9 protein-coding genes are annotated in these 12,839 nt (G+C 41.2%); 3 read left to right on the top strand and 6 right to left on the bottom strand.

Going from position 1 to position 12,839, the window contains the following annotated elements:
* Nucleotides 1-5: 5 nt before the first annotated feature.
* Together DQW11_RS03170 and DQW11_RS03165 are read right to left on the bottom strand one after the other, a co-directional pair.
* Nucleotides 6-467, bottom strand: coding sequence for a RidA family protein (locus tag DQW11_RS03170; protein ID WP_113923188.1), 462 nt, complete (start codon nt 465-467; stop codon nt 6-8).
* A gap of 197 nt (nt 468-664) precedes the next feature.
* Entirely contained in the window at nt 665-1,594 is a 930-nt protein-coding gene (locus DQW11_RS03165) for an NAD-dependent epimerase/dehydratase family protein (protein ID WP_113922543.1), read from the bottom strand.
* Between the two features lie 237 nt (nt 1,595-1,831).
* Here DQW11_RS03165 and DQW11_RS03160 point away from each other — a divergent pair, with 237 nt between their 5' ends.
* Both DQW11_RS03160 and DQW11_RS03155 read left to right on the top strand, forming a co-directional pair.
* Nucleotides 1,832-2,173 (top strand): YciI family protein, encoded by a 342-nt coding sequence (locus DQW11_RS03160; RefSeq protein WP_113923187.1) that lies wholly within the window; start codon nt 1,832-1,834, stop codon nt 2,171-2,173.
* Between the two features lie 59 nt (nt 2,174-2,232).
* Nucleotides 2,233-3,459, top strand: coding sequence for an RNA polymerase sigma factor (locus tag DQW11_RS03155; protein WP_113922542.1), 1,227 nt, complete (start codon nt 2,233-2,235; stop codon nt 3,457-3,459).
* Nucleotides 3,460-3,862: 403 nt separating this feature from the next.
* On the opposite strand, the gene DQW11_RS03150 is transcribed toward DQW11_RS03155, so the two are convergent.
* From DQW11_RS03150 to DQW11_RS03135, 4 genes are all read right to left on the bottom strand, one after another.
* A complete protein-coding gene (locus DQW11_RS03150; RefSeq protein WP_113922541.1) occupies nt 3,863-5,053 on the bottom strand; it encodes a retropepsin-like aspartic protease in 1,191 nt (396 codons plus the stop codon).
* A 155-nt stretch (nt 5,054-5,208) separates the two neighbouring features.
* Nucleotides 5,209-8,790 (bottom strand): ABC transporter permease/M1 family aminopeptidase, encoded by a 3,582-nt coding sequence (locus DQW11_RS03145; RefSeq protein ID WP_113922540.1) that lies wholly within the window; start codon nt 8,788-8,790, stop codon nt 5,209-5,211.
* 18 nt (nt 8,791-8,808) lie between these two features.
* A complete protein-coding gene (locus DQW11_RS03140) occupies nt 8,809-9,681 on the bottom strand; it encodes an ABC transporter ATP-binding protein (RefSeq protein WP_113922539.1) in 873 nt (290 codons plus the stop codon).
* Nucleotides 9,682-9,846: 165 nt separating this feature from the next.
* Nucleotides 9,847-10,719, bottom strand: a complete 873-nt coding sequence (locus DQW11_RS03135; protein ID WP_113922538.1) for a TraB/GumN family protein — start codon at nt 10,717-10,719, stop codon at nt 9,847-9,849.
* A gap of 278 nt (nt 10,720-10,997) precedes the next feature.
* On the opposite strand from DQW11_RS03135, the gene DQW11_RS03130 reads away from it, so the two are divergent.
* Nucleotides 10,998-12,680, top strand: a complete 1,683-nt coding sequence (locus DQW11_RS03130; RefSeq protein WP_113922537.1) for a bifunctional metallophosphatase/5'-nucleotidase — start codon at nt 10,998-11,000, stop codon at nt 12,678-12,680.
* Nucleotides 12,681-12,839: the final 159 nt, after the last annotated feature.

Below are 12,839 nucleotides of genomic sequence, written 5' to 3'. Positions count from 1 at the left end.
ATGGGTTAGATATAAGCAATACAATCCATTTCCACCAAAGAATCTCCGGGCACTCCTGCATATGTTGCTACTGTGGTGCGTACGGGAGGTTTTTTTCCAAATCGCCCTTTGTAAACCTCATTCATTCCCTTGTAATCATTCAGGTCATGGAGGTACACATTTACTTTCAACACTTTTTCCATGGAAGAACCTGCTTTGACCAATTCTTTTTCCAATTCTTTGAGAACGTGATCGGTATGTGCTTTGATATCCCCCTCAAAATGGGCTCCTTTTCCCGCCACAAAAATCATATTTCCCAGTTTGGTTGAGCCTGAAAACAAGGGTACATCTTGTTCTTGAACGACATTGAATACTTCTTTTTCTGGCGTGTTGTCCGTTTCAGCTTTTGCTACCATTCCTATTCCCACAATACCTGCTAGGGATGCGATCATTTTTTTTAAGGTGGACCTTCTTTCTATTTTTTCCATGATTTTAGGTTGATTATTTGTTTCGTGTTGAATCATTCAATATATAGCTTTGGTAGAATTACTGCAAATTATCGTCAGGCCTATATCCGGTTTTAAAGATGGTTTGCGCATATTTTCCACGGCAGTAATACTTCCAACATTCCGAATAGGGTGAACGGATTTTGAAACCCTCTGGTAGTGTCAGAGAAATCCATTATTTATTCAAGACATTTTTTCAATCCTTCCTCAATACTGATTGCCTTCAACCCATAAGCCTTTTCAATTTTGGTAGAATCGAAGCAATAATCCTGATCCAATTGATACCTCAGCTCCTTGACTTCTTTCAAAACCGGGATGAAAAGAGATACCAGATTGAGCATAAAGGGTCCGAGAATCTGGAGTTTGGGTTCTACACCCAGATGCTTGGCCAGGATTTTAACTGTTTCCTGTCCGGTAGGATAAACTTTTGAAGTAGGTAAATGCCAGACCTGGTTCCAAGCATTTTCCTGTTGGGCTAGAAATGCCGTGGCATAAGCTGCATCAAGGATATATGTAAATGAATGTTTCTTGTCGCCTGCATAGAGCCATTGTGCTGTTTTTCCGGCTTTCATTCGGTTGATAACTGATTCATTGAGAAAACTCAATTTCGCTCCTGGTCCATAAAAGTCTGCTGCTCGGACAATCATTGCTGTGAGTTTACCACTCTTGATTTCATCCAAAACCATCTGTGCGATTTTGGCACGGACTTTCCCTTTTTGACTTTGGGGATTGACCGGGCTGTTTTCGGTGAGATTTCCGACATGATTGGGATCGTAGCAATACATGTTGTCAAAGAAAACCAGCTTGGCCCCATGTTTTTTGCAGGCGACAATGGTATTCTTCATGATAACCGGCCACTGTTCCTGCCAAAGTTTTGTTTTGTAAGTAATTCCTACTACCAGATAGACGGTATCAGATCCGGCTATTGCAGCATCGACCTCCTCAGAATTCAAAAGATCAGCTTTCATGGGTTGGTCTTTGGGATTGATTTTAGAAGGATTTCGGCTGACAAGGCGGATATTGTCAGTGTAGTGAAGTAGGTCTTTGGCAAGAGCGGTTCCGATATTTCCGGTGGACCCAAGGATAGTGTGGAGTGGGGAGGTTGGCATAGAATTTTTTCTTTGAATTTAACCCAAAATCGATTAGGGTAAAAATGGAATAGAGTTAAGAAATTGCCAATATTTGAATGTTTTGAAGATTTACCCAATTTAGTATTTCCATTTCATTACTTCAATTTTGGAAAAAGCCTGACAATAAAAAAATAATTTCTAACCCATGTCCCATATTTGAAAAACCATTTGTCTTCCATTAAAATCTTTTATTCCATCAATTTTAAAAACACATTTATGAAAGAATTTATTTTGATTTTCAGACATGAAAATGCCACCGGCAAAGTTTCTCCCGAACAAATGCAGGCTTGGATGAAGCAACAAATGGATTGGGTGGGAGGCATCGCTGCTCAAAACAAATTTGTAGGCGGTACAGGACTTTTGTTTGACGGGGCGAAAGTTGTGGACCACCAAAAGATGGTAACCAATGGTCCATTTGGTGATATCAAAGAGACTATCGGTGGCTACGTCATCGTCAAGGCGGAAAACGCCGAAGAAGCAGCCGAATTTGCAAAAGGTACTCCCATTCTGCAGGGAGAAGGCAATACCGTAGAAGTTCGAGAGATTGCCAAACATTGATTTCCAAACAATCCTATCAATCTTCATCTATATGTTGATTGATAGGGTTTTGATACAATATGCAAAGCCAAGATTTAATCCCCCATTTGTTCAGGACGGAGTATAGCAAGTTGGTTGCCGTGCTATCCAAATTCTTTGGCTTGGATCATATTGAAGTGGCAGAGGACATCGTAAGTGAGACTTTTTTGGCTGCCATGGAAACCTGGCCTTATCAAGGAATTCCTGACCTTCCAAATGCCTGGCTTTACCGGGTTGCAAAAAACAAGACACTTAATCATTTGAAAAAGCACCAGCTTTTTAACAAGAAAATTTCTGATGGTTTCAAAAAATCCAATAGCTGGATTGAGGAATTAGAGGTTGACTTATCTGAACAAAATATCCGTGACAGCCAACTTCAGATGCTTTTTGCCATCTGTCATCCATCTATCTCTACTGAGTCCCAAATCAGCCTTGCTTTGCGGGTTCTCTGTGGCTTTGGGATTGATGAAATCGCAGATGCTTTTTTGACCAATAATGAAACAGTAAACAAGCGGCTTTTTAGGGCAAAGGAAAAATTGCGGACAGAAAAAATCCAGTTGATTTTGCCTTCAGATGAAGAGATCAACAACCGGATGGAAGCTGTTTTGAAAACAATTTACCTGCTATTTAATGAAGGTTATTACTCTGAAAGGTCAGAGACTTTAATCCGTAAAGAGCTTTGCCTGGAAGCCATGCGGCTTAACTTTCTTTTGCTTGAAAATCCACTCACCAACCAGCATTTGACCAATGCCTTGATGGCGCTGATGTGTTTTCAGGCATCCAGGTTGGAAGCGCGGGTAGGGGGAAGCGGCGAAATTGTGCTTTATCAGGATCAAGATGCCTCACTTTGGAATAATGAATTGATCTCCCGGGGAAACTATTACCTGACCAAAGCGGCTGCTTGGCCTGTGATTTCGGTGTATTTTTTAGAAGCAAGTATTGCATACTGGCATACAATTCAGGAAGACTCCGGAGAAAAGTGGGAAAATATACTTCATCTATACAACCAATTGCTGACCATTGCCTATTCGCCGATTGCAGCGCTCAACCGCACTTATGCCCTTGCAAAAGTGAGGGGAAAGGAAACATCCATTCAGGAAGCTGAGAAACTCGGTCTTTCAAATAACCATTTTTTTCACATGTTGCTCGCAGAACTTTACAGGGATCAAAACCCAGCAAAAGTCAAATCCCACCTTCAAAAAGCTTTGGAACTTTGCAAAACGGACTCAGAAAAGAAATTGATTGAGAAGAAACTTTCACAGGTCTAATTTTGGAAGTCCCAAAAAGAAAACGATCTCATTTTCGGATAAAACATGTAGAGCATGGACAACAGAATAAAAAGGACACATAAACATCAAGGAAGCATTTTCTTTATGCTATTAAATCCTTGTTTTCCTTACAATGCAGAGCGGAGTTGCCTATGTGGATGGTTCACTGATTTTTGAGGCTATTTGGATGAGTGTAAATGTGGCTTGAAAAAAGAAGACCTATTTTCAACCTTTTCTCTATTTAATAAACCTTGGAGGTCTAAAAAAACCCCAAAGGTTCCAATTCATTCTACACATTTCAATAATATTTCTCCGTCAAATACTTTTTCACATTGAAATAGGATGGTATGAAGTGGGGAGGTAGACATGGCAATTTTTAAATTAGGTTTAAGGTTTCAACAAGTTATAGGCTTTTATTTACGCTATTCAATATTTCGACCAAAATGATTTCCCCATTCTTGGTTCTGACAGTGAGCGTTACTTTTTGGGATGTTTCCATAGGTGAGTTTAGAAGAATATCACAGATATCGCTGTTCTCGGTATCCATTTCATCGATTTTGATGATCTGATCTCCAAGATCGATTTTCTTTTCCAATTCTTTTGACCATATGTATCCAATTACAAACTTGTTGTCTTTGAAAGTTGGACTTACATCCCAAAAGGAATCCTCGAAATTTTGATCCTTTTCAAACAATTCAAAGTAACTGTTTTTGTTTTTATAATCAAGTGTAAACAAGCCGTACCTAAGTAAACCCGAACCGATTCTGGAATTGTCCTCGTTTTTAGTATCTGTCCATACCTTGTGGATAGTAACTCCATTGACATATAAATCCGGAATCAACAATCTTTTGGACTTGTTTTCATCTTCCTGACCAAAGAGTCCAAAAGTGTCAGAACCAAAACTTTCCGCTAGGACTTCAAAGCCTTTTGCTTTTCTGAATTGCTTGAAATTCCTTTCAGACATCGTATAAAATTCATCTGCACCTGAATCAAAAATCAAAGCTTCTTTGATGTTTTTTCCGATTTGGATTGTAAGAATCGGTGAGCTTTGTCGGTCTAATTCTATGGCCGCTTTGTTTGACAATCCTTCCGAAAATGAATCAATATCACTTCCAATCCTCATGATTTTATTTTTGGAATCTAACTGAATGATGCTGTTTCTCAGAAGATTGCTTCCTATAAATCCGTCGATTTCAAAGCAATCCAAAAGGAGGTTTTCATTAAGGACGATCGCAGGGATATCCGTGTATGCTGTTTGTCCTAATTCGATTTGGTCTAAAGTGACAAAAAGTAAGGAATCACTTTTACCTCCGATATCAGTGACAGGAATTTTGGTGGTGATGGAGGGGGAAAGCTCATCAAACAAATTTCGGCTGATGGCAGTGGGGGCTCCTGTATCCAACAGAAATTTCCTTGATTTGCCGCCAATCTCTACGGATAGGATAATTTTCCCTTTGATAAATTCGTAGGGGATTTCTTCAAAATAATTTTCAACAGATGGGCCTCCCAGGTTAAAGTCTAAAGCCTGACAATATACTTTGGAAGGTATAAAAAGAGCTAAGAAAATAGCTGAAAAGATGGATAAAAGTTTCATTTCAAAATTTTGAATAGGTTTCAATGGTTTTGGTTTTAGATCTTTAAGAATTTAAGGAACCTCCGAGGTCCAAAAGACCTCAAAGGTTCCCATTCATTCAAAATTCATCATTTTTCAATCTTTATCCCTTCTCCTTCTTCCTTCCTCCCTTTACATTACTTCTCCGTTACCTTCTTCACATTATCCTCAGGCATCCTGTCGACAAGGTAGTTGTAAGGGTCTATGCCGGCATTCTGCGGCTTTTCTTTGACTTTGAAGGTGAAGGTGTTTTCTGGTTTGGTGATTTTGAGTCTTTTATATACCAATGGTTTGCCATAGGTTTGTTTTGACTCAGTCTCCCCAAAAATCCCGATATCAATAAAGTCCACCAAAGGCACAGCCGTTTGCTTTCCGAGTGAATCTGCCCTGAATTTCTCCGAGAAAGTCGTCAAGGTGACTTCATATTCCTCTCCGGATTTGACATAATTGACATCTGTGACCCGGTTTGAAAATACAGTGATATTCTCAAACATATCATCGATCAGGTACTGCAATGAATCCGGAGTGACCTCACGGAAAGCATTCACAGCAGAAATCGAAGTGGGGTAGGGAGGTTCCTGATAACCATGATCCTTAATCAGCTTCTGGAGTGCAAGGTTTACTTTGTCTTCACCGATCATTTCTTTCAGGTAATACATCACCACAGATCCTTTGTTGTAATGGATATAGCCCTGGTTTTCGGTTTCCATAATCGGCCTTTCTGCTTCAAATTCACCACTTCTTCCACGCAGGTAGCTGTTCATTTCATACTTCAGAAACTTATTCATTTTGTCCCGGCCATATTCTTTTTCCATCACCATCAAGGCAGCATATTGGGAAAAGCTCTCACTCATCATCTCTGTGCCACGCATATTGGCGCCGATCAGTTGGTGTGCCCAATATTGGTGTGCCATCTCATGTGCGACTACATAATAGACCAAATCAATGTCATCTTCAGTTACATTTCTCAGGTCGGTGATAAAGCCAATTCCTTCACTGTAAGGCATCGTGCCTGGAAATGCCTGTGCAAAAGAACTGTACCTCGGGAATTCTATGATCCTACACTGCTTGTGGAAATAAGGGCCAAAGTTTGCGGTATAATAGTCGAGGGATTTTTCCAGACTTTGGAGCATGTTGGGCACATTGTATTCATGGCCCTTGATGTAATACACTTCCAGGTCGACACCTTTCCATTCCTTTCTTGCGACTTCATATTTTGCAGAAATGAAAGAATAGAAGTTCAGAGATTTGTGATCCAATTGATATTCATAATATTTCCTTCCATTCTCTTCCCATTCCTTGACAAGCCTTCCCGGTGCGACAGCAATCTGATCTGGGGCAGTGCTGATCACGGTATGCATATTGACCCAATCTGCATCTTGGTTGATGTAGGAATTCTCCCTTGCTTTCAGATCAGACTCATCCAAGGCAGGCATCCTTTTCCTTACAGGAAGTTCAAGTTTTACCCGCTTGTTTTTGTCGGAGATCTCGTATCTGTTGGAATAGCCAATGATCGGCAGGATATCAAAATTGTTGAAGAAGGTACCGTTTTGGGTCAATTCGGTAAAGCTGACCTCATTTTCAAATCCTTTGGTAACTTTGGAAACCACCAATTTGATCGGTAAGGTATCTCCGGGTTGCATAGGTTGGGACAGGCTGTAAATCCTGTAATTGAGTCTTTTGTCGTCCAACTTAAGACTTGCTCCCGGGATGTCAATGCCCAAAGTATCAGGCATCATCGGAATGCTAAAATGGACTTCAGGAATAGCCACCTTCGATTTATTCATCAGCAAAGCCTCCACAGTCACAAACAAATCCCGGTCATAAGGATGTATGTCAATCTGATAATCCAAATCTATCCACCTTGGCTGCGCAATTCCTTCAAATTTCTTGTAAGTCAGTTCGTATTCTTTTTGTCTCGTTTCCTGTTCTTTTGGATTGAGATAGGTATTGAGGATTTCTGTATTGTAAAACACAAATGCTCCACAAACCAGAAATGCTATCCCAATAATGGCTAGGAATCCTGATTTGGTTTTCAACCGCTGCAGGGCATATTTCCTTCTGATCGAGAAATCACTTTCTTTTCCCCTCACATAGAAGGAATAAATAACAATACATAAAATCAGACAGAACAAAGTCCAATACATATTGAACCAAACCAATCCCGGGATAAAAGGACCAAATCCATTCATGTCAGAGTAGGTGACTCTTGGAGTAGCCGAGAAACTCAGCATGTTGGAATTGAGCTCGAGAACCGACCAAATGAACTCATTCAGGATGATAAATGCCACAAAAGCAAAGTAGGCGATGTACCGGTTGTTGATCAGGTAATGAAATAGCAAAGCGATCACAACCATGTATCCAAACTGAAACATATCCAAAACCAGAAGAGATTGGGCATAAACGCCGAGCTCGTACCTCGTATAGCTAAAGGCCGTCTGAGCGATGACTCCGACCAAGATGGTACTGCACAATACAATAAAGATACTGATCATCATGGCGATCAATTTGGACGAAAAGAGCATTCCGGTTCGGACAGGCGTCGCATCTTCTATTTCTGATATTTTGGCATCCCGCTCTTTCCATACCAAAACACCGGAATAGAAAGTGATGATACCGATTAGAAAGAGATAAAAAGCACCTCTGATCGTATCGATGACATCATAAGTCACAGGATAGCGGTCTGTCCCGTACCCACCGGTAAAGCTTGTGAGACTAGCGATCAGGTTGATCAAGCCGATAATGACAATGATGATAAAGGTTTGGTTTTTTGTTATAGCTTTCGTTTCAAACACAATCATATGCCAAAAGGCCTGCCATGAAAATCCTTTGTTTTGAGGAATTTCAAAGGTTTTGATTTCGGAAAGATCAAAGAGTGTAGGTTCTACTTCTATTTTGGCTTTGGATTTTTTGACCTTTTCTTTTTTGGTATTGAAAGAAAACTTGGAATACATAAACATCAAGAGCACCAGACTCAATCCGATCCAAATTATCCTGTTAACCAAAAACTGACCTTCCAATGGGGTAGGGAAGAGGTTCTTTTCCTCAATGGTTTTGTATTTGGAAAGGGTGCTCAAAGGCTGAAATCCGAATGGATCGAGGATATTGGCCAACCATTCTTTTTCAAGATCTGCTGTAAATCCTTGTGAAACCACATAAAAAACCAAGATCAACATGGCGCCGACAAAAGAGATGATGTTGTTTCTGAAAACAACAGCAAGGCTATAGAGTAGCGCTCCTGCAATGATGGTATTTGGGATGGCAAATGCCAAAATCCCCTGGATATGCCCACTCCAAATTATGGGGCCATAGCGCTCGGGCTGTGCCCACGGCATCAGTGGTCCGATCAAAGCCCCGATAGAAACCCCAAAAAGTGGGATAATAGAGATCAGCAAAGCTCCGATAAACTTTCCGAAGAAATAGTCACTTTTCCTGATGGGTGAACTGAACACAAACTGGTACATGCCTGTACTGAAGTCCCGGTTGGCAGAGGCGTTCATAAATGCTGTCGTCATCAGCAGACATATCAGCGACATCACCCCATAATAAGTCTGAATGACGGAAGGCGCATTTTTATAGACACTTCCTACTCCACCTCCGATTTGAATCTGGTCTGAGGACACCGCCCCAAATACCATCAAGGACACGATTAGTAAGAAAATCCAAAGCATCGGAGACCTAAACCAATACTGCCATTCATGTTTGATAAATTTCCACATAATGAGAATGTTATAGGTTTAGATCAAGGAATTCAATTTGGCAAAAAATACATCTTCCAAGGTTTCTTCTGCCTTTTCAAAACCGGAGTTCAAAGCTGTTTCGGAGAAGACATGGATTTGGGGTTTTCCACCGACAAGCTTGTTGCTGATGATTTTGTAGGCATTCTGATACTCCTGAAGTTCGGCTTTATCTACCCTTTTTTCATAGACTTTATCTTTGATTTGGGCGAGTGCATCGTCTGTGGTTCCACTGTAAAGCAGCATGCCTTTGTCCATGATGGCCATATTGGTGCAGAGTTCGCGTACATCTTGCACGATGTGCGTGGAAAGAATGACAATGGTCTGCTCACCGATTTCACTCAGGATATTATAGAATCTGTTTCTTTCTCCGGGATCCAAACCCGCTGTCGGTTCATCGACGATTACCAGTTTTGGACTTCCGATCAGGCATTGGGCGATGCCAAACCGCTGCCGCATACCGCCTGAGTAGCTGCTGACGGCTTTTTTGCGGTGCTCGAATAGATTGACTTTTTGGAGGAGATAGTCCACCATTTCGGTTCTTTCTTTTTTATTGTCAAAACCCTTCAAAATCGCAAGGTGGTGCAATAAGTCTGTGGCAGAAGTCCTTGGGTAAACTCCGAATTCCTGTGGCAGGTAACCGAGTACTTTTCTGACTTTGTCCTTTTCTGCCAACACATCGATGTCACCCAATGAAACAGAACCGCTGTCCGCTTCCTGCAGGGTAGCGAGGGTTCTCATCAGAGATGATTTGCCGGCGCCATTCGGGCCAAGGAGGCCAAACATGCCTCTTTCGATAGAGAAACTGACATCCTTCAGCGCATGCACACCGTTGGCGTATTGTTTGTTGAGGTTCGTAATGGTAAGTATCATAAAAGGGGGATGGGAGATTTTATTGGGACGTGAGATTGGGATTACTTTATTTTTGTATCCGAGAATGATGCCAAAACCAATTTAATGGGTTTTGGGGACTTTTGATGAGTTGATATAAAATCAAATGTCCGATTCTGTTCAGAAATCGGACATTTACCTGATCGGTTATTTGATGGCTTCAACTGTATAACCGGCTTTCCTTAGGAGCGCGATGACTCCCGTCTCCGATCCTAGATGACCTGAACCGACCGCGATAAAAGTCGTTTGTTCTTTTACCATTTCTTCGATTTTTGGAATCCAGTTTTTGTTTCTGTCTTCCAAAAGCAAATTTCCATACTCCCGAAACATGTCATTTTCAGTGATGAGGTCATAAAGCCTGTCAAGGTCCTGGTCGAGGTAAGCTCCGACAAGTTTGTCGAATTCCTCCATCCCTTCAGGATTCGTCACCATTTTACCAAGTTCATCAATCTGGAGTTTTTGAGGAATCTGGTCAAAAACCCCCATCTGAAAAGCAACCGTTTCCAAGCCTTTTACAGTTTTGGATTTCTCTTTGGCTTTTTCTGTGAGAAAAAGCTCATAGCTGCTTTGCTCGGTACAGGGGAGCATTTTGACGAGAACCATGGAGGAAAGTACAAATGGCTTCAAAATGCCCAATTGATCAAGTCCGGCACCATAAGATGTTGTCAAAAATTTGTCTAATGCACTTGCCTGCTCGGCAGAAAACTCTCCTTTGATATTAGCAAAACCCGGATTGACAGATAGCTTCTGCATTTCTGCCATCAGGTTTGGGTCAGCCATATTCAGTTCCATTGCTAAGACTTTTGAAGAAGCTAGTGCGTTTTCGATTCTTTCGTCCATATAGAATTGATCCTTGCAGATCATGTGGATGGTACCAAAGAGGTAAGAATTTTCTTTCAGTCCGTTTCCGCTGATTTTCCAAAGGAGGGATTTTTCTTCTTTTTCACCGGCAAATGCCTGAAATACAAACATGACCAACATCAAGGTGGTCAAAACATTTTTGAGGCTGATTTTTAGCATAGTATTCTTAATGTGGTCTTAGGTTAATTTTTAATCGAAAATAGATTCTAAATTAAAGGAATTATCCCAAAAATACAGCGATGCAGATTTGGAGGGATAGTTGCAGTCGATTGGTTGTAATAAAAGTCACAGATTTACTTTTTAAAAAAAATCATATTTGGAGTATCAAATCTAGCTTGGGAAAATCTATCCCTTTCCCAATAAATCCAAATAGACTTCAACGGATCCAAAATTCGCGTCATTTGTTTACCGAAGATCTTCCTTAACCAAAACCCGAAATGAAGCAATCAAAAAGAGACTTTCTCAAAAAACTAGGAGCCATGAGCGCAGGAACAGGTTTATTGTCTGTCAACCCACTTTTGGCGGGAGAACTTTCAAACGAGCAAAAATCACATAAAGCCAAAGAAAATTTCAAAGTAACTATTTTTCAAACTACTGACGTACACTGTCAGATCCATGAACATGACGAACTTTTTTGGGAAAATGGACAAACCGTTTTTAGAAAAACCGGGGGTTATGCCAACTTGGATACCTTTATCAAGAAGCAAAGAGCAAAATGTGAACATTCATTTTTGGTCGATACAGGGGACATGTTCCAGGGATCTATGCTTTCAATCAATACTACAGGCCAAGCCATGATTCCATTGCTCAATGAACTGGAATACGACTTATACCTTCCGGGTAATTGGGAGGTGATTTATGGCAAAGCTCAGATGCAAAACCTGCTTGGTTCCCTCTATGCACCCAAAGTCTGCGCCAATATGTACCATGATCTTGGTGATGGCAAAAAGGGTGAATTGATTTTTCCTCCGTATTATATCTGGAATATTGATGGGGTAAAAATCGGCTTTCTTGGTTACAATGATCCCATGATCCCGATGCGCCAATCGCCCAATTACAGCAAGGGAATCTATTTTTCCAAGCCTGAAGATAACCTGAAGCATTATGTCGATGTATTGAAAAACCAAGAGAAATGCGCTTTTGTGATTATACTTTCCCATATCGGCCTCTCGCAAGAAATCCATCTTGCAAACCTTCCCGAATGTGAGGGAGTGGATTACATTTTTGGAGCCGACACCCACGAAAGGGTAAGGGTTCCGATCCAAGGTAAATATGCAAAAGTCGTTGAACCCGGGGCATTTGGGTCATTTGTCGGTAAACTGGAACTGAGTATTGAAAACGGGAAAGTGGTGGCAGATGATTATGAATTGCTGGAGGTCAGTCCTCAGAAATCCAAAAGCCAATCCAAAATGGCCAATCTGGTAACCGAGGTGGAAGCCCCATTCAAATCCGAAATAGAAAAAATCGTAGGCTATAGCACCATACCGCTTTACAGGTATTTTGTGATCGAGAATCCCATAGACAAAATGGTCTTGGATGCTTTGGATTACCAATTGCCGGAAATTGACATCAAACTTTCCAACGGCTTCAGATTTTGTCCCCCAAGGGCAACAAGAGACCATACCGGGAATATTCCGATCACAAGAGGCTTTATTTCTGATATGTTGCCGGTGGACAGCAAGGTAAGAACAGGTCAGGTGACGGGGCAGCAACTTTACACCTGGATGGAAAGGGAGTTGAACAACGTGTTTGCGGAAGATGCATCCAAGAGGTTTGGAGGTTGGGTGACCAAGTTCAAAGGTATGGAATTGACCTTCAATGCATTTGGGGAAGAAGGGAAACGAATTCAGTCCTTTACTGTAAAAGGTCAGCCTCTTGACCTAGCAAAAACCTATAGCGTCAGCGCTTGTGAAAGAGATGGCGATCCATTGGATATGGTCTGTAGGATCAGGAATGTCAAAAACACTAAGGATCTGGATATTACCCTTCATCAGGTGATGCTCAATTACCTGGCTGCCCACTCTCCGGTAACCCCGACTCCAAGCGGAGCAGCCAAAGCTTTGGACGCACCTGCCACATTGCTCACACAAGTACATGGTGTGGATTATGAGTTTAGGTAGTTTTTTAAAAAGTCCATAGACCATAGTCAATGGTCTCTTGTAACCGAAAACAAACAAAGGCAACGGTGCGATCCGTTGCCTTTTTGATTTTGGTGATATGTCAGTTATAATTCTTTCGATTTCAAATTAGCTTGGATTGAATTGTCCTCACTCTGAACG

It is taken from the genome of Cognataquiflexum aquatile (assembly GCF_003316845.1).
Classification (GTDB): domain Bacteria; phylum Bacteroidota; class Bacteroidia; order Cytophagales; family Cyclobacteriaceae; genus Cognataquiflexum; species Cognataquiflexum aquatile.
Note: the sequence above shows the minus strand (reverse complement) of the source record. Positions and strands in the feature narration are given on the sequence as shown.